Below are 24981 nucleotides of genomic sequence, written 5' to 3' on the forward strand. Positions count from 1 at the left end.
TGACTACTATGGCCCGTACTCTAGCAAGCCGCACCCGAAATTATCGGGTTGAATGGCGGTTATTTCTTATGTTTTTCGTGCTGTCGGTGCTTTATACCGCCCGTGCTGTTAGCTACGCTTCATTTCCAAAAGAAAACCCTACATTCTTAAAGCAAAAAGAAGTTGGTAGGAGCAGCCAGGCGGACAGCAGCCAACGCCTCGAAAACCCGGTCATACCCGGCGACTTTGCCGATCCTTCTATTATCCGGCAGGGCAAGGTGTATTACGCAACGGGTACCTCGTCGGAATGGGCGCCGCATTTCCCGCTGTTTAAATCCACGGATATGCTGCACTGGCAGCAGATTGGCTACGTACTACCAAAAACGCCAGCCTGGGCCAAGGCTTCGTTCTGGGCGCCGGAGCTTTTCTACCACAACGGCACCTACTACGCGTACTATGTTGCCCGTAAAAAAAGCGACGGCCTCTCCTGCATCGGGGTGGCCACTTCCAAAGATCCGGCCGCTGGCTTCACCGACAGGGGTATCTTGCTGGCGTTTGGAAAAGAGGCCATCGACCCCTTCGTGCTGGAAGAAAACGGACAACTATACATCACCTGGAAGGCTTACGGACTGGATCAGCGGCCCATTGAAATTTTAGGCAGCCGACTTTCCGCGGATGGCTTGCACTTGGAGGGAGAGCCATTTACCCTGCTCCGGGATGAGCAGAAAAAAGGCTTGGAAGGCCAATGCTTGGTGAAGCATGGCACTTACTACTACCTGTTCTATTCCTTGGGCAACTGCTGTGGTCGGGACTGTAGCTACCAGGTGGAAGTGGCCCGGTCGGCTACCTTGCGCGGCCCTTACACCCGCTTTACCAATAACCCCATCCTAGCCGAAACCGACAACTGGAAATGCACCGGTCATGGTACGGTAGTACGCTCCGAAGAAGGCAAAGACTTTTTGCTCTACCACGCCTACAGCAAAACGGGGGACGTGTATACCGGCCGGCAAGGCATGCTAGGCGAAGTGGTTTGGGATAACCCAACGGGTTGGCCCACGATACAGCCAATGGGGAAGAAAGTGGCCTCAAGTACAAGCAAGAACCTCCGGGATGAGTTTTCAACCGCGTTGCTTTCCTACGCTTGGCAGTGGGATTTTCGCCATAGCCAGCCAACTTGGACGATAACGAAAGGGACGTTGTCGCTAGCGGGGCAAGCCGCCGTCGATAATCCGAGCGGCACGGCGTTAACTGTTCGTCCGCTCACCGACACGTACGCAATAGCGACGGAAGTAGTCGAGCGTAATGCAGCCTTGAAAGGGCTAGTGCTCTACGGTGACGCGGACCAGGCAGTGGGCATCGGGGTCCGCAATAGCGCGGTGGAAGTATGGGCGGTAAAAAACAAAAAGAGAACGGTGTTGCACGAAACGGCCGTTGGCGCGGGCCAGCCGGTGCAAGTGAAAATGGTGGTAGTGAAAGGCTATCAGTGTCGGTTTTTCTGGCGGGAAAGCGGCAAGACCTGGCGCGAGCTACCAACGGGGAGTGCGTACTACAATGCCGATTTTCTGCCCCCGTGGGACCGTTGCCCCCGGCCCGGCTTGCTGCACCAGGGTGCTGCAACCGACCCGGCTAGATTCAGCTTTTTCGAGATTCTATACCAATAGGTTTGTGGTTTCAGCAAACTATCCACGCCGGTTAGCAAAGCACCCGTAGGCCAATTCATTGCCTATTACTAGCCGTAGTGTGTCGCCGTTGTTGCTATCGACGTAACGGCTAAACTATGTTTCAACGGCTCTTCAAACGGCCCAGGATTTTGCACTAGATGACTAATGCTTGTGCAATGGCGTCTATGTCTGGATGTACTAATTTATGGTGGCGAACACATGCTAGGAGGGATTTCCGGCTACGGGGTGACGGAAATGACGGATGAGGACCCGGAGCGCGTCGCGGTGGTTCAACGTCTGACCTGGGCGTACCTGCGCAGCGCCCTCTATCCCGAAGACCCGACCTGGCCAGCCGCTTGTGCCGCGTTACAAGCTAAGCCTCAGCTATGGGGACGGGTTGATTGCAAATAAGGCGGTGTACAGTAGCTGAAACGTTGAAAACCGCCAGAAATCAAGCTGTTAGTTTGTGGCCTTCTTTTCAGGGAAGACCAGGAAAGCTGCAACATTTCATTGCCTCCCAACTTTTACTGCTATGGTCACCGCTGTCCGTTAGCTCGCTGAGCACTTTAGCGCCTGGGGTTGAAAACCTCGAGCACGTACACCTTACCCACTGTAGTGACCAAGTACGAAACGTGGTAGGGCTTCACAAAGCCGGTTGAATCCTTGATGTGGAAGCGGTGCACTACCATGGTGCCACCCACAAAAGTCGCGTTGTTTTCAGGGTTGGGGTAGGGGCCTGTTTGAAATTCCTCCGGGTGGTAAGAAACTTTCATAGCTGCCACCCGCGCTGCAATAGTGGTGCGCACCGCCTGCGTTGCCTGCTCTTCCTTTATCGTAGTGGGTATCTGCGCAAAAGCATTGCGCGATAGGAAAACACAGCAGAAGACAAGCAATAGGTTTTTCATGATGCCAGACACAACAAAAGCCTCGCCATCGTTATGTTTCAGGAATTTCTTTCGCTGCTATTACTTGAATTAGCCGTTAATTCTTGGCGACCAGAAACACAGTTAAGACATTTGATTCACCATCTATGCACCTTGGTCGGAATTTTACAAATCTCTTTGCAAAGAAACGGCCACTCTATTGGCTTATACTTTTTTTGCATATTTCCTTGGTGTTCCCAAGCGTTGCTCAGAAATTAAATATCAAAAATGATATTTTCTGGAACACCAAAGACGGTCAACCCATCTACAGTCAGGGCGGCGGTATATTCAAATTCAAAGACCCGAAATCCAGCCAGGAAAAATATTACTGGTATGGCGTTCATTATAAGGAGGCCGAAACGTACCGGGCCTCACCCAACAAAACCTTGCCCGGTCGAGCTACGAATCGGTAACCTGTTATACCTCCTCCGACTTTGTTAACTGGACGTTTGAGGGCGACGCCATGACCAAGGCCGAAGCCATGCCCGACGGCCAATTGACCTGGGTAGGCCGCCTGGGAGTAGCCTACCTGAAAGAAAGCAACCAGTATGCTATGCTTGTGCAGCATGGCGCTCAGGTGCTTGTTGCCGTCTCAAGCCAGCCGACCGGGCCCTTTACGTGGCAACAGAAAATTAGTATGCTCGAGCGAATTGGCACCACCAATACCGGCGACCAAACAGTTTTTACCGATGAGGACACCGGCAAGTCTTACCTGGTTTATTCGTATGGCCGGGGCCGCAACAAAATTTATGTTTCCGAGATTGGTCTCCGGGACGGCAAGGTAGATTTGCTTGATTGCACCAAGGTTTTCGAGGGAGCTGGTCGGGAAGGAAATTGCATGTTTAAGTACAGGGGCAAATACTATATGGCTGCCTCTAATCTTTATGGCTGGGATGCTTCGTTGGCATATTACCTGGTGGCCGACAGTATCAGAGGCCCGTATGAGCCCCGTAACGAGATGTTGGTGCTAGAGGGCAGCCGCGACGACTATGCCCACGTGACGCAAACCGGCTTTTTCTTCAACGTGAAAGGCAGCCAACAAGAAACCGTTGTTTACTGCGGCGACCGGTGGGCTGATTTTGCCGGCAACGGGTTGGGTTACAACCAATGGTTTCCTCTCTCCTTCAACGGGGCTACGCCGTATTTTAATTCGCTCGGCTCCTGGAATCTGGATGCCAAAACCGGGGAGTGGGAAGTAGCAGCCGATAACAACTACGTGAAGAATGGCAGTTTTGAAGCCGACCGAAAACGGATGCCGAGCCAGGTTAAACCCGTACAAACGTATTTGCTCGGTTGGGAAACAACGGTACTCAAGGGCAACAAAATTTCGCTCGATACCACCTCTTCCCCTGTGCTGAATTACAACAATACCGAAGCAGACCGGAAGAGAATAATCGGCGAGAAAAGCCTCAACATGAGCGACAAAGTTGCTTTCGAGAGAAGGGTTTCGCAGGTTATCAGCTCTTCTGCCTACGTGAAACTGCCCGACGGTTTCTACACGCTCACCGCGACGATCAAGAACACTACTGGCTTCTCGCACCTGGAACTATATGCTGCAAGTGCCGGCAAGCGGAGCACGCATCAGATAAAGCGAGCTAGTCCGCAATGGACTACTATCGAACTTAAACGGGTGCCAGTTAAGAACGGCAAAGTGGAAATAGGCTTTCAGGCCGCAGGAGCTGCCAACGCTGCTTGCCAAGTAGATGATGTTTCCTTGGTAAGAGCGAAATAATAAGGCTGTATAATCGCCAATAAAGAAGCGCGGCTCGGGATATTGACCCGAGCCGCACTTTTTATTACGCTCCATTACTTTAGATATTTCTCTGCAATCTCCGGGTACACATCCAGTAATTCATTGGGCTTACCCGATCGGTCGAATATTGCTTCCCAAGTGTTTAACGGTTCCCAAATAAAGGAACCTAGGCCTTTGCCGCCTGGTACGTTGAAGGCAATATCGTTCACTTCGCGTTTGAGGTGAGTGTATTCGGCCACCATAATTTGCTTGTTGTATCTTTTTGAAAGGCTCGCAATGTTGCTTTTCAAATCACTTAAAGTTCCGTGCCATTTCGGGTAGTAGGAGAGACCGATAACGTCATAAGGCAGATTGCGCTGGCGCATAGCGTCGTAGAAAAACTTTGATTCCTCGGCTTGGCCGCCTAGTGCAACGTGCACCATAATAATTGCTTGGGGACTTACAGCTTTCACCCCTTTGAACCCAGCGTACAGCAATTGCGCCAAGCTATCCAGATTATTTACGTGTCCTTCGGGCCAGATCATGCCGTGATTAATTTCGTTGCCAATCTGTACCATTTCCGGCTCCGTCCCCTGGTTTTTTAGCTGCTGCATCACGTAGTGAGTATAGGTCTGCACCGAATCCTTCAAAGCAGAGAAATCTTTGCCGGCCCAGGCCACCGGTTTGTTTTGCTGCTGCGGGTCGGCCCAATAGTCGCTGTAATGAAAATCGAGTAACAATTTCATGCCGGCAGCCTTTACCCGTTTGGCCATTTGCTTGGTATGGGCTAAGTCACAAAAGCCGCTCTTGGGTGAATAGCCTTTGGGTTGGGCCGGGTTATTAAAAATTCGTAGCCGCACGTAGTTGAAGCCATGCTCCTTTAAGATGGCAATGGCATCTTTCTCTGTGCCTTGGTCGGTGAATTTTATGCCGCGGGCCTCCAGCTGGGGCAAAAAGGAAATATCGGCTCCCAGTATTTTATCGGTAGTGGTTATGGCCTTATAACGGTCGTTGGTTACGAGGTGGGGCTTGCCCGGCCGAATCATATGTATTTCGGTGGCACCCACGGTTAAACTATCGGCTTTCGCTTGAAATTTTATAGGAGTGCGGGTGGTACCGGCTTTTACAATAAGACGAGTTGTCCCACTTAAAGTGGTTTGCCAAGTGCTATCCGTTTTCTGCAGGCTTCGCGCTTTGATTCCATTGATGCTGACAAGATGGGCGTCACCAACAAGTTTGTAGGTAACTGGTCTCGTAACGCCAGGTACCTCGTTTCCTTTGCTGTCAATAATCTTGGCCGTTATCAATACTTCGTCTTTCCCATTGGCCAACATGGTGGTTTTATAGGGAGTTACCTGTATTTCAGTTGGCTTAGCACCCTGGGCTTGCCCATCGTTGGAAGAAACGATAAGCACCAGCCCGGTACTAGTTAGAAATTTAAAAAGATTGTTCATCGGCGCGCGCTACTTAGGGCCACTAGTAATTCCAAGGGCTGAGGCAAGCAAAGGTTAACAAAGTAGTCAACATAGCGAGACGAAGTCGTGGATAGACGTCCGTGAAGTCTCTATGATCGAAAAACGGCGCACAGTGAGCAACTGAGCATAGAGGATGGCTTGCGAAACGCAGAGCTATGCCCCAGCGGCCAGTCCGTACGTGACCCTTACTGCGAAAGTATTGCGGCACTCTTAACTTCTTGGTGTCAACCCCCTTGGTAGTAGAAGCTGCCCACCGTACGAAGGAGTGACTAAAGCAGGTCGCTCAATGAAAGCCCACTTTGCGCAGGCCTTTCTGCGGATTACCCGTGCTGCTTTGGGCCGGAAGGCACGGTAAAGATTGTGAGGTGACGCCGCACGCGTCGATTAACGTTTGGCCCTAGAAAACGGCGGACGCCCTTCGCTGGGCTAGCTCCCTTCCTCCAAAGCCAGCCGCTTAATACGTGACGTAGCGTTCCGTGAACTCACCCCCGGCGTACAGGTCGATCAACCCATAGCCGGGAGCGGTTTCGCGCAGCTTACCTTTCCACCACGCTCCGCTGACAGCCCCGTTGCAGAGATAGGTGATGTCATTGTAGACCACTTTGTCGCGCAGGTGCAGGTGCCCGCTCAAACAGAGTTTAACTTGCGGATGCTGGTAGAAAAGGTTGATTATTTTCGCCGTATCGGTGTGCATGTCGCCCCGAGCATCTGCCAGCGGTTCACGATGTCGTCCTGAATCATGAGGCTCGCGGTTAAAATTGGAATATGGGAGAGCACCAGAACCGGTGTGGTGCGGGGGGTGGCGGCAAGTTCCGCTGCCAACCAGGAGAATTGTGCCTCACCTAACTTGCCAATGTACCAGGTCTGGTCAATATCAAGATGCACGCTGTCGAGCACGATAAACTTCCAGCCACTTTGGGTGAAGCTGTAGTAGGGTTTACCTAAGTGGAGCTGATCGAGGGCGTATTGTTTGCCGTAGGTGGCTTGCCCTTGACTGTTTTCGTACCACCAGATGTCATGGTTACCCAAGCAATACTTTACCGGCACGCTGCACTCGGCCTGTTGAAGCTTACGCGTCAACTGCCACTGCTCGTTGATCGAACTCAGGTTCTCCTTGTTCATATCGAAGACAATATCGCCTCCGTTCAAAATAAGATCGACTTTGGGGGTTTGCTGCTGCACATGGTGCAGGCACTGCACGAACTTGGCCGGGGCGCCGAACTCGTCTTTGAGGTGAATATCGGTTAAATGGGCAATCCGTAACACCGGTTGCTGGGCGGCAGGGGTCGGGTTAGAATGGATAGCAGGGGCAGCTAGCATGCCTCCCAGGCTTTTCAGGGCAACTCTTCTTTCCATGAGGCAGCGGATAACTATAGGCAAATGGCCTAAGCCTTAAGCAAACATAGTCGACAAACGCTATATGGTTTGAGGCCATCGGATAAGGACATCATAAAGGCCGGTTAGTTGGTTATCTCCTTCAAGCAAGAAGATAACCAACTAATCGGCCCACACTGTCTGCCGGTAAAGTGACCAGCGTTCTGGTTTGCTAAGCTGCCGCTGCTTTGCGGCGTTCGGCTTCGGCCTTGACGGCAGCCTTAAAGCCCTCATGGCCGTGCAACTCCGTAAAGGCTTTCCAGACCGTGCCCGGGGCGTCCCCGTTACGCAAGCGAGTCAGGGCTTCGCTGAGTTGTTCGGGGGCGGCTTCGACTTCGGCCGGTGGGGCAGAGCGGCTGTTGCTTTTGCTTCGGCCGTCAATTGCTCGGATTCTTCCTCTCCGAAGAAGCCGTGTTGGTAGAGGCCCGTGAGCTTAAGCACCGCCCGGCTCAGGGCTCGCTTCTCGGCTGTCTCGGCAAAGTAGCTGTTCTTGCAGTTCTCGGGCACGGCGCTGCCGTAGGTCTCAACTGTGGCTTCGTCCATCGTGGCAACGGCTTTGATGACGGCGTACTTGGGTTCGAGCTTTAGGGCCTTGTAGCGCACCTGAATGCCATAGTGGGCTTGGACCTTCTCGATGCCGGAGCGGGTGAGGATGGTATAGTGCTGATGCTGAAACACATCTTCCTTAATCAGGCCGCACTCTTTGTAGAGGCTGTTGAGCTTGTCGGCTTTGGTGGCGGGGGCTGATTTAGCCATCGTAGTCTGGTGGGTATCGGGATAAGGAGAAGGAGCTTGCGTGGGCGCGGGGTGGCGTACTGCCTACGGGAGGCAGGTTGCGGCGTTGCCCTCCGAGCAGTAAACTAACAAAAACCAACGAGCCTGCCAGGCAGAGTAGAGGGAAACTCATTACCGCGGTAGGTTGTGCGGAAGCCCAAGACGAATACGTTTTTTATTCTAGCAGAAGCGCCGCGGGAAATAAGCTAGTATATCGCTTAGGACAACGTCGTGTGGGCGGCGTTTATCATTCGCTCATCTTGCTCCTAACCATCTCGAAAGTCAGCCAAGGCTAGCATCTCAATTCTGGTTAGCTTAGCAAGCCCACCTTGTTCTATTTTCAGACCATTCTCTTCTGCCCGTTCCATGGATACGACCCGCATGGCAAACACACTTTTTTGGTTGGTTTCACTGTTCCTTGACGCAGTAGCCCCTGCGCAGGCGCAGAAAATGGGGAAAGTCATCTGGCAAGTAGGCAAGGCCGATCAAACTGGGGCGGAGTTTGCCTTGGCACCGAACGGCTTTCGGAAATTTGTGGGCCAGGATTTTGGCTACGAAGACAAGTTTTTCTTCGTTGGTGCTTCCAAAGAGCAGCAAGACTTTCCGTATGTGTTGCCCGGCCCGGTAGACACGTGGGGCGGTACCTGGAGCACGGCTGGCTGGCGCACCAATCAAGTGAACTTGGCTTTTACGCTTAAAGAAGTGCCGGCCGCCGGCAGCTATAAGTTGGTTGTTCGCCTGGCGGATTATGCAAAAACGTTTTTGCCACTCCTCAAAGTGAGTCTCAACAGCCAAGAAAACCTGATACAACTCACCGCCGTTGGCTTCGACGTTCGCCGACAACGGCAACCCACGATGACCGAAAAACTGGTCGATACGGCCGCTATTAGCGGCCGTTTAGTTGCTGCCACCCCGAAAACCATCGAAATTCCAATTCAACCGGGAGTACTGCAAAAAGGGGGCAACTGCGTTACTATCTCGGTAACAGAAGGCTCCTGGATTCTCTTCGACCAAGTAAATCTGCTCGGTCCAGCGGGCGTGCGTGTACAAGCGCCTCAGCAGTTGTTTGTGCGCAGCGTCACCCCGGCTTCCTACGAACTGGCCGCTAACGGGCAGCGCCAGCAGCCATTGTTGGTGAGCGTAGAGCATATAAAAGGCACCCCCACCCTGAGAGTGCAACTAGATAACCAAACCATTTTCCGCGAGACGGTAGAACAAGGAGCGTACGAGTTCGAAGCGCTGATGCCAGCCGTGACGACAAGCAAACAAAGTCGTTATACCATCCGCGAAAACGGGAAGATTATCCAGGAAGGCATAGTGAACCGTGCTCCCCAGCGCGTACAAACTCTGGCCGACTACGTCGACACGCGGATGGGCACGGCCCATTCTAGGTGGATGATAGCGCCGGGGCCATGGATGCCCTTTAGCATGGTAAAAATGAGCCCCGATAACCAAAACAGTGGTTGGCAAGCCGGGTACCAGCCCACCTATGAGAGCGTGGGCACCTTCAGCCACGTCCACGAATGGACCATGGCCGGCCTCGGCATTTTTGCCACTAATGGCAAGCTTCAAACCACCATTGGCGATGAACGGCATTTGTCCGCCGGGTACCGCTCTCGGGTCAACAAAAAGACGGAACAAGCGCCGATTGGCTACTACAAGGTGGAGTTGGCCGATTATGGAATCAAGGCGGAAGTCACGGCCACCACTCGCTGTGGGTTTGAGCGGTTCACTTTTCCCACCGACCGCGACAGCGCCCGCGTATTGCTGGATTTCCATATCCCGGCTGAGTACGACTATCAACTCAAGGAAGTGAAGGTGACCAAAGTCAGCGCCTACCGCATAGAAGGTGCTATTCACCAGTTTTCGCCCGGCGTGTGGAGCAACGATGCTTCGCAGGACTACACGCTGCACTTCGTACTGGAATTTGATCAACCCATCAAACGGCTTGGCGGCTGGCTAGACGACCGGAGGCAGTACGGCGATACTTTCGCCGCGAAAGACGTGAAAGAAGCCGGCTTGTTCGCTGAATTTGATGCGGCGCAACACCCGGTGGTGCAGGTGCGGTCTGGCCTCTCGCTGGTTAGCATTGCGAATGCTCAGCAAAACCTGCAAATGGAAGTAATAAAGCCCTTTGGTTGGCGCTTCGAAGCCGTCCGCCAGCATCAACTCGATACGTGGAACGAGCTATTCAACCGCGTGCGCATCACGACCACTAATCGTCTGGAAAAGAAGCGTTTCTACAACGCCTTGTACCGGTCCATTTGCAGCCGCAACACCTGGAGCGATACCAATGGCGAGTGGCGCGGCACCGATGGTCAGGTACACCAACTACCGCACCAAGACGACGTAGCGCTCGGGTGCGATGCCTTCTGGAACACGTTCTGGAACCTGAACCAAGTGTGGAATCTAGTCACGCCGGAGTGGAGCAGCCGGTGGGTACGGTCACAATTGGCGCTTTACGATGCGTATGGTTGGCTGGCCAAGGGTCCGGCCGGCATGAATTACGTTCCGGTGATGGTGGCCGAACACGAAATTCCGCAGATGGTAGCGGCCTACCACATGGGTATCCGTGACTTTGATGCCAACAAGGTGCTGGCGGCGGCCATCAAAATGCAAACGACGCCGGCGCAGAAAGTCTTCACGGGTTTTGCGGGCAACCGGGATTTAGTTGCCTACGAGCGCTACCACTACGTGCCCGCGGACAAAGGCCGCTTTTCCAATTCTCTGGAATATTCATTTGATGATTGGACAGTAGGACAGTTAGCTAAATCGCTGAATAAACCCGACGTGTACCAGAAATTTAATGCGCGCGGGTATTGGTGGCAAAACACGATAGACAGCACCGGCTTTAGCCACTTGCGATTGAGTGATGGCAAGTGGACCACCGGATTTGACCCGTTCCGCAGCGGTGCCAACGAGGAGTACGTGGAAGGCAATGCCTGGCAATTAACGTTCTTCGTACCACAAGACGTGCGCGCGTTGATCGACAAAGTAGGCCGAAAAGCCTTTGTTGAGCGTTTGGAGTGGGGCTTCCAAGAAAGCGAGCCGTGGCGCTACAATGGCCTAAACGACCAGTACTGGAATTACCCAGTGGTGCAGGGTAATCAGCAATCCATGCACTTCGCTTTCCTATTTAACTGGGCAGGCAAACCGTGGTCCACTCAAAAATGGAGCCGTTCCATCATCGACCGGTATTATGGCTTCGGCGAGAGCAACGCGTACTTAGGCGACGAAGACCAGGGGCAAATGAGTGCGTGGCTGGTGATGGCCGCAATGGGCTTGTTTCAAACGGACGGTGGTAGCAATGCCACGCCAGGATACGAGATTGGCAGTCCGCTGTATCCTAAAGTTGAAATCGAGTTAGGTCACCGCTTTGGGCGAGGCAAGAAGTTTACCATCGAAGCGAAAGGAGTTTCCCGCCGCAACTTATACGTGCAGGCCGCTACGCTCAACGGCAAGCCATTGACCTCCTTCCAGTTTCCGGCAACTGAACTGCTACAAGGTGGCTCGCTAGTACTCACCATGGGCCCGCGGCCCAATGAGTTGTGGGGAATAGTGCCCAACAAGTAGGAGCTTTACGGAGTAGTTTACCCGTGAGAATACTCTATGAATTCCAGGCTTCGACTTGCGTTCTTTACCCCGATAATCAGACACAACGGGAGTAAATCGGGGCTGAATTCCTACCCTTGCTGGCTACGGGTTGCGGGGAGTTGCCTACTCGCTTGATTTCCAGCCTTACCGATGTTGGCAACAATTTCACTCTGCCCGGCAACAACCGTTTTCTGCTTCATTCCAAACAAAACCCGGAGCACTGCTGAGTGGTAAATTATTGCGTATAAAAGCAAGGTACCGCCAAAGGTGCCCAGCGCGATGACCAAGAAGCTAACAGCGTTGGGGACCGACCATTGCAGCACGTAGTAGCCGAGCGCAATAAGCACTGTTTGGTGCAGAATATAGAACGGGTACACGGCCTCGTTGGCGCGCTGTAGCAGGGGGGAATTGCGGTTAAGATAGCGCCGACCAAATCCAACGCAAATCAGGATCCAGCACCAGCAGTTGATGCCTTGCACGGCCCGCTTGATTGCTCCGCCCAAGAGGGGGTAGTAATAATCGTCGCCCCAATAATTAAAGCTGAAGGCGGCCAAGCCTAGTAGCAGAAATAGGTAGCGCTGCCGCTCGGCTGCCTGCCAGAAGCCCGACAAAGGACCAAGCAAATAGCCGTAGCTGAAGAGCGTGAGATAGAAGGAAAAGTTAAACCAGTCCGAAATCAAATTGCGGTTATCGGCCCAGTAAGGCCGTAAAACGAGTTGGATAAAGACGAGCGGCAGCGCGAACAGTAGCAGGCGGCCCGGTCGCTGCAGCCACTGGTTTAGGAAAGTAAGCGCGCCTTGGGCGGCCGGCTTGCGCAGCTGCAGAAACAAGGGTAAGCTCACCAGCGAGAAAACCAGTAGGTAGGCAATAAACCAAAGGTGGTTCCAAGTGAAATTGCCGTGCGGATATACCCCTTCAAAGTAATGAGGGTAAAAATCGAGCAAGGAGCTATAGGTTGCGCCTTGCGTTAGCCGCTCGTAGTACACCTGCGGCACGACCACGACCACCATCCCGAAGGCGAGCGGCAAAAGCAGGCGCAGCAGCCGCTCGCGTACAAATTGGCTTGCAGTGCGGCGGCCGAGGGCGAAGGTGACGCCGACCCCGGAAATTACAAATAGCAGGGGCATCCGCCACTGGTTCAGGAAAACCATCGGCAACACCAAACCCGCACTCTTCGTCGAACTCTGGATATGGAAGTCCCAGCCGACGAAAATCATACCTGTATGATAGAAAATCAGCAAGGAGAAGGCGAGCACCCGGAGCCAATCAAGGTCATAGCGGCGAAGGGTGGGAGGAGGGTAAGCAGGAACGGAGTACATAGTCAGTAGGGCCGTAAGTGAAACAAGGCCCAAACCTACTTGTAGCTCTTTTCTTTGGCGACACACCTTGCCAACCAGGCGGACTACCTTGCGAATCCGGACGCGGCGGCGTCTGTCATCCTGCCTTTTTATTGCGCTAAGGCGCTTTTTCGGAACTGCGACGGTGTAGTCTGAGTGCTCTTTTTGAAAGCGGCGTTGAACGCGGACTTCGAATTGAAGCCGGCCGCAAACCCGATTTCCTCTAGCTTTAGGTGCGCAGTATCGGGACTTTGGAGCTGGCGTTTCACTTCCTCGATGCGGTAAGTATTGATGAAATCAAAGAAGTTTTGTTGGCACTGCTCGTTGATAACCTGCGAGAGGTGGTGCGGGGGTAGGTGCAGGTCAGTGGCCAACTCGGCTAGTGACAAGTCGGGACGGCGGTAGGGTGTGGAAGCCGTCATCAGGGTACGGAGGCGAAGCAGAATGTCGGTGGTCGCCTCGGAACTCAAAGCGGTTTTCTCATATTTCTTGCGCGGGGCCGCGGGCTCTGTTGCTGATTCTTCGGGGGGAGCCTGCAAGGTCAGCAGCGTGGATCGACTGATGGCCCGGCCGCTCATGCCGTAAAACAGTAAAGAAATAAGCAGGGCCACCCACACATCGCCCGCATCGTTGACATCGCCGGTGGAGAAGTGATAATAGGTGGTTGTCGCCACGTACACGAGCAGCAACAGGCCAAGCCCCAGGCCTAAGCGCTTAAGCCAGCCGAGGGCGGGTGCCCCATGGGTGGGGCGGGCGGCCTGCTGTTGCTGATAAGTGAGCAACAGGCGCAACTGAAGCCCCCGTAGAGCAGGAGGTAGCCACCCAGCACAATGTAGAAAGCGGCGTAGAACTGGGTGTAAGTGGCAAACCACCAGAAGTTATGCAGCGCCTCGGGAGCGGCGGGGTGAGGTTGGTGAAACGATTCGGCGACGGTGCGCAGCTTCCAGGCATTGCTCTGGGCAAAGAAAGGCACCAAGTAGACGGTGTGCGCCACGGCGGGTAGAAATAGCAACAGGTAGCGCGGCCGCCAGCGAAATGCGGGCTTGATCAGGCTGCGGGCATAGAGGTAGAGCAGGGGCGATACCACAAAATTGAGTGGCTCGGTAAGGCTCACGAAAAAGGGCACCAACTGGATGTAGCCGGAGTAGCACAAAAGAATCTCGACAACCAGTAAGGCCAGGCAAAACACCGCTAGCCCAACAGGCGGTTGCTAAGCCGCTCTCCTTGGGACGAAAAAAAGAACATCCCACTTAAGAACAGTCCCTGCGCGGCCCCGAGGAGAATCACAATTGACCATATATTGAGAAAGGGAGACATACACCAGCAGAGCAAGAAAATCGACCGCAGGTATGCGGTCGGGCAGCAAAGAATAAACCGCGGAGGCGAGGGTCAAGCAAGCTAAATTTAAAAGTAATTCAGATTTCCCATGTCAGCTCCAGCCGATCTGCTTGCCTACTAACCACCCAGGTCGGGCGCCACTCGTCTCGCCCATAGTAGCCTAATAGCGCAAGTCAATTCTTCGTCCTCGCATGAGTAGCCTTTTCGTACTACCATTACCGGCACTCACTGACCGCTGCAAAGAAAAGCGGATAGAGACTTACCTCTTTGGCGGCAAAGGGGTTGACCATTTAGGCTTGCTCGACAGGCAACGGCTCGAAGCACAGTGAAAGCAGGCACCCCGCAGATACCAATGCCTTTGACAAATCAAATGGTAACATGCGGCAATACCCAAGCAAGAAGCCACTTAGTCTTAGGCAACGGGAAGTATTGCCTACTTCAAGGTCCGGCAACTGCGCATTATAACGAAGGCTAGCGGGCAGCTTGGTATAAGTAATCCAGCAGGCCGTGTTGAGGCTTGTCGCCGGTCAGTTCCCAAAACATGATGCCGCCGAGGTGTTTGGCGCGGACATAGTGGGTTTTCAGTTGAATGGATTTCTCGTTGTCGAAGGAGGCAAACTCCTGGCGGCGGGCACTGTAGGCGTACGGGGCCTTGGCTACGTCGTCCCAATACGAAACGAAGCCCCGTGTTGCCGACAGACTGTCGGCAAAATCCTTGTAGTTAAAGGTCTGCTTAAATTTTCCGGCTTGCTCCAGCCCCTGGTTCCGGGGCGGAACGCCGCTAAACACCCGGGCGTAAAAAGCCGCGCCAACAACAATCTTGCCCGGCGCCACACCCACCGAATCGAGGAAGCGCACGCCGTTGTCGATGGAGGGTACTTGCTGCGTAGTGGAATACAAAGGGGTGTGGTGGCCCGTGGTAGTGCTGTAGCCGTTGACTAAGTCGTAGCTCATCAGGTTGACGCGGTCAACCAAGGGCATCACGGCCGGCCACTCTACGGCGTGGCGGAGGTAGTCGGGAAAACCGCCGGCAGCGAAGCTTATTTCGTAGTTTTTGCCGAGCGTGGTGCGCAGGGATTGTACCAGCAAGGTGAAGTTGTGGCGGTCTTCGGGCGCAAAACGGTGGCCGGGTGGACCGGCAACAGCCGGGTATTCCCAATCCAAGTCAATGCCGTCGGTGTGGGTGTCAGTAAGCACTTGCTTGACGGAAGCCGCAAACTCGTTGCGCCCTTGGGCGGTAGCAAATACCTGTGAGCAGGTTTCGCAGCCGCCCCAGCCGCCCAACGAAAGCATCACTTTCAACTGGGGGTTCTGGCTCTTGAGGGCTACGAGCGCAGCCACCGTGGCTTTATCCTTGGGGTTGTCGAAGGCAAAGGCCGTGTTTTTTAGGTGCAGAAAGCTGTAGATAATGTGCGTGAGCTTGTCGGTCGGATATTGCCGAAAGCCAGTAGCATCGCCGGCGTAGTAGGCAATAATGGCCATGCGGGGCGCGGCAACAGTAGAAGCAGGACGAATGGGAAGCAAAGCCGTGCTCCCCGCCGCGACAAGCAGCAGCGCTAGGTACAGAACATTTCTCATAGAACAGGCCGCCAACAGGTACAATCAAGCTTGCCCGAAGATAGGAGGCTAGCGCTAAATAGCGGCGGGTTTAGCTATGTAGAGAATTACCCGCTTTCATTACAAAGCGCTCCACTTAGCGCCGGGCCTTCCGGGTCTGCAAAGCTTCTAATAGGGGGCGTATGCCGGCAAGCAGTCCTTGGGTCGCTGCTCCAGTGGAGTCCAAGCTGGGGTCGAGAATAGTTAAGTCCAGACCCACAACGTGGGGCGACGTCAGTAAGGGAGAAGCAGCGCCACTAGTTCCGCGTAAGACAAGCCCCGGGTTGAGGTGAGTCTACGGCAGGCATGAGCGTGCTGTCGAGTACATCCACGTCGAAATGAATCCAAAACCCATCGAGTTTAGCGGATCTGACGTGGTGAAGAAAAGCCTGTGCGCAGGCGTGTGGCCCCAATTTCCGGACGGTCGCCAAGTCGGTATAATGAATAGTCGAGGCCGCCATTGCGGCTAGGTAGGCTTCGTCTTCGTCGCGGTTGCCTACGCACCACGCGTGCTCGGCCCGCACGTAAGGACTTAGACCACCCAGATTGGTGAGTTGAGTTGGACCACGGCCCGTTACGAGAGCTAGGTCCATACCCGCGGCCCCGCCCGAGGCCGATAACCCGGGCCAAGCATAATCCGTGTGGCCATCCAGAAAGAACAGGCCGTACGTGCCAATTTGCTTTAACCCCAGCATATTCCCTATCAAGATGCTACAGTCGCCCCCAAGCACCACCGGGAAGATGCCCTCTTGCACTAGGCCCGCTACGCAGGCCGCCAACTGCAGCGAATAGTCGGCAATGGCTTTCGCGTTGCGCACCCCAGTCTCTGGGTCCAAGGAGCCCACGTAAGGGGGCGCCGGCACCGTATGAACCTGCTCCGGGCTAACAGGTCGTGGAAGCCCAATGTTTGAGCCACGCGGGCAACTGGTATACCCCCGGCACGACACCAGGCACCAGTTCTTGTAAGCCTAAATTGCTTGGCGCCTCCACTAAGTTGATTCGCAGCGGTGGCATTATAGCAGACCTGTTCATAGCGAGGGTACATAAAAGTTGATGCTTATTAATAGGCGCAGACCAGCTGTATGTATTTGTGATAACGCTTAACAAGTTGCTATCTACCAATTCTACAATTTTAGTGACGGACAACCTTTTATCAATGCCCAAATTCAGGGTCCTGAAATAGATGCCACGCTGATGAAATAAGTTAACTAGGTGAAATGACATGGCTGCGACTACGCTTCAGACGAAAGCAGTGTGCAACAAGTATTATATCGTCTTCCCGCCGTCAACTAAGCAATTCCTATTTCCCTGCTCGGTTCTAATTCGAGTCGTGATAAAGATGCTTTACCTACTGCAACTTGGCTTCGGGTAAGCACCTTTATTTAGTTGTATTCTTAGTGAATGCCGATACTTCTTCTCGTAAGTAGTTGCCAGTCGCTTGGGGTGGCGGCCTCACAACCGACAGTGCCGAGTCTCTTGAAGAAATGGGTAGGAACTAAAAAATTAATGTGCCGATACTCAACAATAAAATGCTCTGGCAGTCCGTATTTCTACTTTCTTATTGAGAAGGCCCTCAAGTTTATTTACTAGCACGAGGGACAAGCAACAGTAACTATTCTTTATTTCCAACTACCCCTTATGACTACCTTACACTGTAGCATCGCCTTGCTACTGTCGGTCCCCCTGGCAAGTGTGGCGCAGCCCGCCCCGTCCGATTCGGCCCCCGCTCCCCGCCACCTGTTCACGTTGCATACGCTCCGTATTAAATCGCCTTTTATTCCGGCGCTGGGGTATGAGGTGCCGGTGTGGTCCCGCTGGGGGTGCGCGCTAGCCTGGGTGCCACCTACAACAGTAATCGGTATCGCTCCGACTACTATGACGCCATGGGAGTTTTAATCGCGGGCACCGCCCACTACCGCTACACTACCTTGTACACGGACGCCTCGCTTAACTATTACCTGCAAGCGCGCAAGCCGACTTTCGTCGGGTGGTTTGTGGGCGTGGGCTTTATAGCAGCCTATGCCTATCGTCGGGTGACAAATGATAACCCTCAGTACCCTACGCGCACATCGCATGACGTGGCGGTGCGGCCTTTGTTGCGAGGTGGGCGGCACTGGGCGCTGGGGCAGCGCTGGCTCCTGGATACCCATGTGGCGGTGGCAATATCGAGTTATCCAACCCAGCGGATAGCTCTTAATGAGTTTATAGGCGTAGGAGCGGGCTATCGGTTTTAACTCGTGCTTATACTCTCCGCTGTGTAGGATAGTGTTCCAACAGACATCTGTATGAGGAAGGATATGGTGTGCATCTCTCTTTACTTTGTGCTCATCAGTCGTGCACGAGAAATGACTGATACGAATTAATCTGCGCCGGTTAAGAGACTTAACTAATGGCTACTGGCCGTAAACCGACTGCAAGTAGGTGCTCGGTGCGAACAACGAAAGCTTCATCTTCTCGAGAGCAGTGCTGCGGCCTGGTTTGCGACAGGCTGGGCTTACTATTTGAACCTACTGCATTACCCTCATGGAACAAGTAAAATGGTTTGAACGCGAATTCGCCCCTTTTGCCGACCCGCGCCTGCTACCATCGTTGCTGGAGCGGTTAATGGGCACTCCAGCCCGGTTAGAGGAAAAACTGGCTGGCATTGCCCCGCCGTGGCTAACCCTGCGGGTAGACGGAACGTGGACCATTCAGGAGAATGTGGGCCACTTAGCCGACCTAGAGCCGCTGTGGCTGGGCCGCTTGGAGGACATTGTCAGCGGCGCGGCCGAGCTGCGTCCCACTGATTTAACTAACCGAGCCACTACGGACGCCAATCACAACGCGACGTCCCTGCCAGCGCTGCTCTACAGCTTCCGACAGCAGCGGATGCGCACCGTGCACCGCCTGCAAGACCTGAACGGGGAAGTTCTAAACTGGTCGGCGCGGCACCCCCGCCTGCACACGCCGATGCGGCTGCCGGATTTGTTTCTGTTCGTGGCCGAACACGATGATCACCACTTAGCCCGCATCAGCGAACTGGCCCGCCGGCTGAGTGCTCTCGACTCCGAAAGTGCGGTTTAATCCCTTTGAATGCCGTTCTGGCGCAACCAACAGGTATAGCCATGCCCGTGGGTTGCGCCAAGCTTACGTTAACATAACGAATTGAACAGGGTGAAAACGACAATAAAGTCGGGCACCTTAGCACCTACTTTGCTACGTCAAGGCTACTTTCTGCCCACTCTTAGCCGCCTTATAAATCCCATCCAGCACCCGTAGGTCTTTGCGTCCTTCTTCGCCGGAAATATGGGTTGGCAATGGCTTATTGGCCAGCAGGCAGGAAGCAATGCCATCCAACTGGGCAGCTTGTTGATTGATAACTGGGAAATGAAATGCGCCCTGGCTGCTGCGACCTGTAAAAGGTCCGTAACTCAGACCCGGACTGAGTTCAAAGAATCCATTATCAGCGGAAGCAAAAAACCGGTCGATGTTGCAGGTTGCTGTCGCCGTGGAGGTGCACACGGCACCACTAGGAAAGTAGAGTTGCCAGGTGATAGACTCTTCCACTTCGGTAAACAAATTCGGCAGGGTGACGGGGCCAAACTGCGCTGTCACAGCGACCGGTTCTTCCCCGAGCACGTAGCGGCTGCTTTGCACGCAGTACACGCCTAGATTCATCAATGGGCCGCCCCGGCCAGGGCTTTTTTCAAATGCCAATCCTCGGGGATAATGTCCGCTAAGCGGTACCCCAAAGACGCCTCCATCAAACGAACTTGCCCGAATACCTTTTGCTGACCAAGCCGTTGGAGTTCAAGGTGGTTTGGTTCGTAGTGCAACCGATAGCCTACCGCTAACTGCACGCCGGCCCGCTTACAGGCGGCAATCATATCCTGGCAATCCTGCTCAGTTAAGGCCATAGGCTTCTCGACAATCACGTGCTTGCCAGCCTTGGCCGCTCGCAGCGTAAATTCCTTGTGCAGCGCATTGGGCAGGGTGATGTAGACAAGGTCAATGTTTTTATTGGCCAGGATTGTGTCAAAGTTCTGATATGAGTACACATTCTTTTCCGGGATATTATACTCGCTTTTCCAGCGGGCCGCCTTGGTTGGGGTGCCCGTGACAATGCCGGCAAGCTGGCAGTACTGGGAAACTGCGAGGCCCTCACGGATCAGGTTGGCATACCGGCCTAGCCCGCACAGAGCCACCCGAAGCTTTTTGCCGGTATACGGTACAGCTTTCGTTTGCGCGTACAATGCACTGGAAGGCAGTAGCAGCGAGGCTCCAAGGCCAAATCCAAGTTGCTCAACAAACCCACGCCGGGACACTTTTTTCATGTTAGTTGGTAAGGATAAAGAAGTGCAATGAACACATCAAATAGAAGGCAACATGCCCAAGGGCCGCGCCCTTAGCTAACGGGCGAGAGTACGGTATTCGCGTTTAGCAGTCGCTTTTTTGTGCTGATATTTATCGACAGGACCCCCAACTGTTCGATTGACTTTCTCGCCAGTCCTTACATCGTTATTGCACGTTCTCCACCTTCTGAGCGACGTTGAACTGCGCTTGAAGCCGAATATCTTCCGACGAAGCGCCGATCAGCACGGTAAAGGCGCCCGGCTCCACCACCCATTTCAAGTTGGTGTTCAGTAGCATTAGATCTTCGGCCGTTAATTCGAAAACCACTTCCTGCTGCTGCCCGACGGGCAGCGCGAGCCGCTGAAACTTCTTCAGCTGCAGGGCCGGGGTGACCACCGAGCTAACTTCATCGCGCAGGTATAGCTGCGCGACTTCGTCGCCGGCGCGGGTCCCAGTGTTTTTGACGGTGAAGCGCACTGTTACCTGCACGGCCCCGAGTGCTCGGCGGTACTAACGCGCAAGGTGGAGTACTCGAACTTGCTGTAGCTCAGGCCATGCCCGAAGCTGTAGAGCGGTTTGGCGCTGGTTTCGACGTAGTCGTGCTTGGCGGGGCGCTTGGCGTTGTAATACACTGGTAGTTGCCCGACGTGTCGGGGCACCGAGATGGGCAGGCGGCCGGCGGGGTTGTAGTCGCCGAACAGCACGTCGGCCACGGCGTGGCCGCCTTCCTGGCCGGGATACCACGCATCTAGCATAGCCGGCACGTGGGCTGCCATCCAGTTCAGGTTTAGCGGGCGGCCTTTGATAAGCACCACGACTACCGGCGTGCCGGTTGCTACTACGGCTTGGAGCAGTTCCTGCTGCTTACCGAGTAAATCGAGCGTGGCGCGGTCGTAGCCTTCGCCGCTTTCCATGTCGCTGAGAGGCTGTCCGCCTTTGGCGGCCGTGACGGTAGCTGCTCCTGTGCTCTGGTAGTCGGTTTGGAAGTCGCGGGCGCTGGAGCCGCCGAGCACCACCACGGCCACCTGCGCCCGGCGGGCCGCCGCTACGGCCTCGGCAATATTCGCATCGGTAGTATCCCGAATGGCGCAGCCTTTGGCGTAGAAAATCTGCGTAGCCGGCGACACCTGCGCGCGAATTCCTTCGAGCACTGTCACGATGTTGCTTTCGGGTTGGGGCGCGGTGTAGTCGCCGAGCTGGTTGTAGATATTGTCGGCATTCGGGCCGATGACGGCCAGGCGTTGCAGGGTTTTGGCGAGGGGCAGCAGATTTTTTTCGTTTTTCAGCAGCACAATTGATTCCTGCGCTACCTGCCGGGCCAGCTGCACATGGGCCGGGTTTCTCACCAGCTTAGTTGCTTTTTTAGGGTCCACGTAAGGATTCTCGAACAGACCTAGGTCGAACTTCACCCGCAACACTCGGCTTACGGCGCGGTCGAGCGCCTCCATGGAAACTAGCTTTTGCTGATGGGCAGCCAGCAGTGCCTTATCGTAGCCGTAGCCGCTCAAGTCGTTGTCCAGGCCGGCGTTGAGGGCCAGGGCCGCTGCCTCGGCCGGGGTAGCGGCTACGTGATGGCTGCCTACCAGCCCCGATATGCTTCCTAAATCGGATACCGTAAAGCCCTGAAAACCCCACTGCTTACGCAACACGTCCGTCAGCAACCACTCGCTGGCCGAGCAGGGCACGCCGTCGATAGAGTTGTAGGCCGTCATGACGGATAAGGCACCCGCTTTTACCGCCGCCCGAAACGGTGGCAAAAAGCTCTGGTTCAACTCGCGGTAGCCAGGGCTGATGCTGCCCCCGTTATGGCCCCCTTCCGGTACGCCGTAGGCCGTGAAATGCTTCAACGTCGACACTACATTGAGCCCGCTTTTCAGGCTAGTACCCTGGAAACCCTGCACCATCGCGGCCCCCATCTGCCCGTTGAGCACCGGGTCTTCGCCGTAGGTTTCCTCGACCCGCGACCAGCGCGGCTCGCGAGCCAAATCCAAGACCGGGCCGTAGCCGATATGAGTGCCCTGCACCCGCGCCTCGCTGGCAATAACCGAGGCCATGCGCCGGATGAGGGCGGGGTCCCAGGTACTGCTCTGCCCAATAGAGGTCGGAAATACGGTGGTGCCGATGGCCATGTGGCCGTGAGGGCACTCCTCGGCCAGCAGCAGCGGAATATGCAGCCGCGTATGCTCGACGGCGTACTTCTGTAAGGCATTGGTGGCTTCAGCCGCTTGCAAAGGATTCAGGCCAGTTTTCAAGGTCTTCTTCGTCCACGGGTCGGCGCGCAGTGTGGCCCATAAAGCGCCAATGTGGCGCTCGTCTATAGCTTTTTTGCCTGCCGCGCTGATGTCAACTCGTCGCTCGTCTTTCTGATACATTTCCCAGCCGAGCAGCGTGGAGAGCTGCCCGACCTTTTCCTCGACCGTCATGCGGGCCAGTAGGTCCTGCACCCTCGCTTCGGTGGGGCGAGGCGGTCTTGGTAGAGGGGTTTGGGCGCCTGGGCCACGGCAACGGTGAAATTGAGCCAGCAGAGCCCAAGCGCTAGATAGGTGGTCATATGAGCGAGACGTAGAAAAATGATGGTAAGCTTAGCTTACTCGGCCGTAAAGGCAAAAACCAGTGCCGGATAGGTTCCTGCTTGTTGGGTTAGGTCGGCAGGCAGCGTAAGCTTCACTTTGTCTCCTACGCGCGTCCACTGCACGGCCTTGCCCGTTTGCAGGAGTTTTAGCTGGCTGCCTTTTCGGGAAGGTTGCCGGTCCATTCCAGGGTGGCCGGCGCGGGTTGGTTTTCGGGTAGGCAGGCAATGGCGTAGCGGGTGCCCTTTTTGCCTTGGGTGAAATAGGTGCTGCCATCCTGGAAGCGGGCGGTAGCACGGGTGTTATAAATGGCCTCGCCGTTCACGTCCAGCCACTTGCCTATGGCCGCTAACCGCGTCACGGCTTCGTCGGCCAGGGTGCCGTCGGGCTTGGGGCCGACGCCGAGCAGCAAACTGCCGCCTTTGGCGACTACCTCTACGAGCGAGTGAATAATCTTGGTAGGCGACTTGTAGGTGTCGTTCGGCACGTAGCCCCAATTGTTGGCCAACGTCAGGCAGCTTTCCCAAGGGTTGGCCAGCGGCAACTCGGGTACGTGCTGCTCAGGAGTTTGGTAGTTCTCGTAGGGGCCGTGCACGGTGCGGTCGACCATGAGCAGGCCAGGCTGGGCCTGCCGGGCCATAGTAGCAATGCGCAGCATATCCACCTCCTGGCTGAACTCCGGGATGGGCGCGCCCCAAGAGCGTACTTCCGCGTTCACGGTTTCGCGGGGCCGCACCCAGCCGCCGTCGAGCCACAGAATATCCATCCGGCCGTAGTCGTGCATTAGCTCGCTTATTTGGTTGTAGGTGAAGCTCTTGTACTGCTGCCACCGCCACGGATACTTCTTGATGTCGTAGTTGACGTTGCGGTTAGGCGTGGCGTACTTCGGCCACCAAAACTGCGGTGAGTGCCAGTCGGGTTTCGAGAAGTACGCCCCAATCATAAACCCTTGCTGCCGAAAGGCCTCGAACACGTACTTGGCCACGTTGGCCCGCGGATTATCGCGGAACGGTCCGTTGGTGATCTTGAAATCCGATTGCTGGGTGTCGAACATACTGAAACCGTCGTGGTGCTTGGTGGTAAACACCAGATAGCGCATGCCAGCTTTTTTCGCGACGGCCGCCCATTGGTCAGGATTGAACTTCACCGGGTTAAACTGTTGGCTTAGTCCCCAATACCACTTTTTGTAGTCTTCGTAGGCCACGGTACTGTCGCGCGTCACCCAATCTTCCGAGCACAGCTGCCACGACTCGATAATACCCGGCACGGCATACAAACCCCAGTGCAAAATCAAACCAAATTTCTGGTCGCGCCAACGTTCTAGCTTTTGCTTAACTAAGGGATCAGTAGGGGCTTCGTACTGCGTCGATTGCTGGTGAATACCTTGCTCTTGGGCGCGCCCCGATTGTACACTAGCGGCGGCTAGTATGAAGAAGGCGAGGGCAGCTTTTTTCACGTGCATAGGCTGTTTAAGTTAAACCTGGCCCCACTACCGGGAGCCTATTTTACTTGCCGGCCAAGTCTGGTAGTGGAAAAATCAAGGCTTTGGCCGCGGCAAGGTAATTAGCATGCGTACCTGTTTTTCACTCTGGAGCCTCTTCGCGGTAGCATCCCCAATCAATAAACACAGGATAATAGAAATAAAACCGAGCCGCTGACCTTACGGGCAAGGTGATCAGTATTGAAATATCTCTCGCAACTGGTCATACATTTCTTGCGCCTTAACTGTGGACAGTATACTTAGCGGTGCGGTGCGCCAAGCAGTATTTATCTATCGACCCGATAGAATCAAGCGCTACGTATTTTTTCTTGCTTTTGAGAATGCACTCCACCTAGTAGGATAGTCGCGGCGGGTGGTATTTACCGCTGCCTTAGTAACTGTGCGCAGGTAGGCAAGGCATAGCAAATAGGTGGACTTAGCACCTAGGCTCTTGATACAGTTTAGTTCGCAAAACAACAATCAAGAAAGTAACCGCTTATCTCCATAGGCATAAGCAGTAAGTAAAATCTCAACCGTAAACTTGGCGTGCAGAGTAATGCGCACTGCGATAATTGATTAGCGAGTGTTGTGAGTAGCCCCTATAACAGGTGTGCGCATAGGAGTATCAGCCCACCGTGTAAGCTGGCTACCCAGTTAATAACTTAAAGAAGGCAGTAAACCAAATGAGCTGAAATAGACGAGGGCCACGCCCACTGCTGGATGTTGCCCCTCTAACACCTTCTCCGGCCTGGGAAGATTGCTCGGGGCGAAGATCAGGGTTTGTATTCAAATATTGCAAATGGCTTTAAAATATTA

Annotated in this window: 21 protein-coding genes and 3 pseudogenes; 8 read left to right on the top strand and 16 right to left on the bottom strand. The window is 54.5% G+C overall.

Translation table 11 applies throughout. The features are described 5' to 3' along the window. Nucleotides 1-8 precede the first annotated feature (8 nt). Together MUN86_RS25365 and MUN86_RS25370 are read left to right on the top strand one after the other, a co-directional pair. A complete protein-coding gene (locus MUN86_RS25365; protein ID WP_245126360.1) occupies nt 9-1640 on the top strand; it encodes a family 43 glycosylhydrolase in 1632 nt (543 codons plus the stop codon). Nucleotides 1641-1841: 201 nt separating this feature from the next. Beyond that, nucleotides 1842-2051 (top strand): annotated as a pseudogene (locus MUN86_RS25370) (hypothetical protein); the annotation flags it as partial. 155 nt (nt 2052-2206) lie between these two features. On the opposite strand, the gene MUN86_RS25375 reads toward MUN86_RS25370, so the two are convergent. After that, on the bottom strand, nt 2207-2545 hold the full coding sequence (locus tag MUN86_RS25375; protein WP_245126362.1) for a hypothetical protein: 339 nt from the start codon (nt 2543-2545) through the stop codon (nt 2207-2209). A 194-nt stretch (nt 2546-2739) separates the two neighbouring features. Between MUN86_RS25375 and MUN86_RS25380 the strand changes: the two genes are divergently transcribed. Both MUN86_RS25380 and MUN86_RS25385 read left to right on the top strand, forming a co-directional pair. Next, a complete protein-coding gene (locus MUN86_RS25380) occupies nt 2740-2976 on the top strand; it encodes a hypothetical protein (RefSeq protein ID WP_245126364.1) in 237 nt (78 codons plus the stop codon). Nucleotides 2977-3020: 44 nt separating this feature from the next. Continuing rightward, nucleotides 3021-4295 (top strand): annotated as a pseudogene (locus MUN86_RS25385) (family 43 glycosylhydrolase); the annotation flags it as partial. A gap of 74 nt (nt 4296-4369) precedes the next feature. On the opposite strand, the gene MUN86_RS25390 reads toward MUN86_RS25385, so the two are convergent. From MUN86_RS25390 to MUN86_RS25410, 5 genes are all read right to left on the bottom strand, one after another. Beyond that, nucleotides 4370-5749, bottom strand: a complete 1380-nt coding sequence (locus MUN86_RS25390) for a glycosyl hydrolase 53 family protein (protein WP_245126366.1) — start codon at nt 5747-5749, stop codon at nt 4370-4372. A gap of 475 nt (nt 5750-6224) precedes the next feature. Next, complete coding sequence (locus MUN86_RS25395) at nt 6225-6464, bottom strand: hypothetical protein (RefSeq protein ID WP_245126368.1); 240 nt, start codon at nt 6462-6464, stop codon at nt 6225-6227. Then, on the bottom strand, nt 6440-7126 hold the full coding sequence (locus tag MUN86_RS25400) for a metallophosphoesterase family protein (RefSeq protein WP_245126370.1): 687 nt from the start codon (nt 7124-7126) through the stop codon (nt 6440-6442). The genes MUN86_RS25395 and MUN86_RS25400 overlap by 25 nt, the downstream gene beginning before the upstream one ends. Nucleotides 7127-7441: 315 nt before the next feature. Further along, complete coding sequence (locus MUN86_RS25405) at nt 7442-7900, bottom strand: hypothetical protein (RefSeq protein ID WP_245126372.1); 459 nt, start codon at nt 7898-7900, stop codon at nt 7442-7444. Beyond that, nucleotides 7893-8051, bottom strand: a complete 159-nt coding sequence (locus tag MUN86_RS25410) for a hypothetical protein (protein WP_245126374.1) — start codon at nt 8049-8051, stop codon at nt 7893-7895. Before MUN86_RS25410 ends, MUN86_RS25405 begins: the two co-directional genes overlap by 8 nt. 233 nt (nt 8052-8284) lie before the next feature. Between MUN86_RS25410 and MUN86_RS25415 the strand changes: the two genes are divergently transcribed. After that, nucleotides 8285-11491 carry a GH92 family glycosyl hydrolase gene (locus MUN86_RS25415; protein WP_245126376.1) on the top strand — a complete coding sequence of 1069 codons (3207 nt, stop codon included), beginning with the start codon at nt 8285-8287 and terminating at the stop codon, nt 11489-11491. A 110-nt stretch (nt 11492-11601) separates the two neighbouring features. Here the strand turns inward: MUN86_RS25415 and MUN86_RS25420 are convergent, their stop codons facing one another. The 5 genes from MUN86_RS25420 to MUN86_RS25440 form a co-directional block, all read right to left on the bottom strand. Continuing rightward, nucleotides 11602-12831 carry an acyltransferase family protein gene (locus MUN86_RS25420; RefSeq protein WP_245126378.1) on the bottom strand — a complete coding sequence of 410 codons (1230 nt, stop codon included), beginning with the start codon at nt 12829-12831 and terminating at the stop codon, nt 11602-11604. 128 nt (nt 12832-12959) lie between these two features. Then, on the bottom strand, nt 12960-13631 hold the full coding sequence (locus MUN86_RS25425; protein WP_245126380.1) for a helix-turn-helix domain-containing protein: 672 nt from the start codon (nt 13629-13631) through the stop codon (nt 12960-12962). Continuing rightward, nucleotides 13556-14002, bottom strand: coding sequence for a hypothetical protein (locus tag MUN86_RS25430; RefSeq protein WP_245126382.1), 447 nt, complete (start codon nt 14000-14002; stop codon nt 13556-13558). Before MUN86_RS25430 ends, MUN86_RS25425 begins: the two co-directional genes overlap by 76 nt. Nucleotides 14003-14658: 656 nt before the next feature. Beyond that, complete coding sequence (locus MUN86_RS25435; protein ID WP_245126384.1) at nt 14659-15765, bottom strand: glycoside hydrolase family 18 protein; 1107 nt, start codon at nt 15763-15765, stop codon at nt 14659-14661. A gap of 275 nt (nt 15766-16040) precedes the next feature. Then, nucleotides 16041-16619, bottom strand: coding sequence for an arginase family protein (locus MUN86_RS25440; RefSeq protein ID WP_245126386.1), 579 nt, complete (start codon nt 16617-16619; stop codon nt 16041-16043). 802 nt (nt 16620-17421) lie between these two features. Here MUN86_RS25440 and MUN86_RS25445 point away from each other — a divergent pair. The 3 genes from MUN86_RS25445 (at nt 17422) to MUN86_RS25455 (ending at nt 18846) form a co-directional block, all read left to right on the top strand. Beyond that, entirely contained in the window at nt 17422-17679 is a 258-nt protein-coding gene (locus MUN86_RS25445) for a hypothetical protein (protein WP_245126388.1), read from the top strand. Continuing rightward, on the top strand, nt 17667-18017 hold the full coding sequence (locus MUN86_RS25450; protein ID WP_245126390.1) for a hypothetical protein: 351 nt from the start codon (nt 17667-17669) through the stop codon (nt 18015-18017). The genes MUN86_RS25445 and MUN86_RS25450 overlap by 13 nt, the downstream gene beginning before the upstream one ends. Before the next feature lie 289 nt (nt 18018-18306). After that, a complete protein-coding gene (locus MUN86_RS25455) occupies nt 18307-18846 on the top strand; it encodes a DinB family protein (RefSeq protein ID WP_245126392.1) in 540 nt (179 codons plus the stop codon). A gap of 132 nt (nt 18847-18978) precedes the next feature. Here MUN86_RS25455 and MUN86_RS31985 read toward each other — a convergent pair whose 3' ends face one another. The 5 genes and pseudogenes from MUN86_RS31985 to MUN86_RS25470 all read right to left on the bottom strand — a co-directional run bounded on the left by MUN86_RS31985 (nt 18979) and on the right by MUN86_RS25470 (nt 24147). Then, nucleotides 18979-19479: a Gfo/Idh/MocA family protein gene (locus tag MUN86_RS31985; protein WP_311182299.1), complete on the bottom strand. Its 501-nt coding sequence runs from the start codon at nt 19477-19479 to the stop codon at nt 18979-18981. Further along, on the bottom strand, nt 19440-20096 hold the full coding sequence (locus MUN86_RS31990) for a Gfo/Idh/MocA family protein (RefSeq protein ID WP_311182301.1): 657 nt from the start codon (nt 20094-20096) through the stop codon (nt 19440-19442). Before MUN86_RS31990 ends, MUN86_RS31985 begins: the two co-directional genes overlap by 40 nt. Before the next feature lie 184 nt (nt 20097-20280). After that, nucleotides 20281-20604 carry a fibronectin type III-like domain-contianing protein gene (locus MUN86_RS31995; protein WP_311182303.1) on the bottom strand — a complete coding sequence of 108 codons (324 nt, stop codon included), beginning with the start codon at nt 20602-20604 and terminating at the stop codon, nt 20281-20283. Then, nucleotides 20595-22559, bottom strand: coding sequence for a glycoside hydrolase family 3 N-terminal domain-containing protein (locus tag MUN86_RS25465; protein WP_311182305.1), 1965 nt, complete (start codon nt 22557-22559; stop codon nt 20595-20597). The genes MUN86_RS31995 and MUN86_RS25465 overlap by 10 nt, the downstream gene beginning before the upstream one ends. 143 nt (nt 22560-22702) lie before the next feature. Next, nucleotides 22703-24147: pseudogene (locus MUN86_RS25470) on the bottom strand (alpha-L-fucosidase). Nucleotides 24148-24981: the final 834 nt, after the last annotated feature.

The organism is Hymenobacter volaticus (assembly GCF_022921055.1).
Lineage (GTDB): Bacteria > Bacteroidota > Bacteroidia > Cytophagales > Hymenobacteraceae > Hymenobacter > Hymenobacter volaticus.

Bases quoted from the DNA above. Each gene is read 5' to 3' on its own strand.
- MUN86_RS25365 (WP_245126360.1), top strand. From the start codon at position 9: ATGGCCCGTACTCTAGCAAGCCGCACCCGAAATTATCGGGTTGAATGG.
- MUN86_RS25410 (WP_245126374.1), bottom strand. From the start codon at position 8,051: ATGAGTTTCCCTCTACTCTGCCTGGCAGGCTCGTTGGTTTTTGTTAGT.
- MUN86_RS25435 (WP_245126384.1), bottom strand. From the start codon at position 15,765: ATGAGAAATGTTCTGTACCTAGCGCTGCTGCTTGTCGCGGCGGGGAGC.
- MUN86_RS25375 (WP_245126362.1), bottom strand. From the start codon at position 2,545: ATGAAAAACCTATTGCTTGTCTTCTGCTGTGTTTTCCTATCGCGCAAT.
- MUN86_RS25420 (WP_245126378.1), bottom strand. From the start codon at position 12,831: ATGTACTCCGTTCCTGCTTACCCTCCTCCCACCCTTCGCCGCTATGAC.
- MUN86_RS25405 (WP_245126372.1), bottom strand. From the start codon at position 7,900: ATGGCTAAATCAGCCCCCGCCACCAAAGCCGACAAGCTCAACAGCCTC.
- MUN86_RS25445 (WP_245126388.1), top strand. From the start codon at position 17,422: ATGACTACCTTACACTGTAGCATCGCCTTGCTACTGTCGGTCCCCCTG.
- MUN86_RS25450 (WP_245126390.1), top strand. From the start codon at position 17,667: ATGGGAGTTTTAATCGCGGGCACCGCCCACTACCGCTACACTACCTTG.
- MUN86_RS25400 (WP_245126370.1), bottom strand. From the start codon at position 7,126: ATGGAAAGAAGAGTTGCCCTGAAAAGCCTGGGAGGCATGCTAGCTGCC.
- MUN86_RS31990 (WP_311182301.1), bottom strand. From the start codon at position 20,096: ATGAAAAAAGTGTCCCGGCGTGGGTTTGTTGAGCAACTTGGATTTGGC.
- MUN86_RS25455 (WP_245126392.1), top strand. From the start codon at position 18,307: ATGGAACAAGTAAAATGGTTTGAACGCGAATTCGCCCCTTTTGCCGAC.
- MUN86_RS25415 (WP_245126376.1), top strand. From the start codon at position 8,285: ATGGATACGACCCGCATGGCAAACACACTTTTTTGGTTGGTTTCACTG.
- MUN86_RS25390 (WP_245126366.1), bottom strand. From the start codon at position 5,749: ATGAACAATCTTTTTAAATTTCTAACTAGTACCGGGCTGGTGCTTATC.
- MUN86_RS25395 (WP_245126368.1), bottom strand. From the start codon at position 6,464: ATGCACACCGATACGGCGAAAATAATCAACCTTTTCTACCAGCATCCG.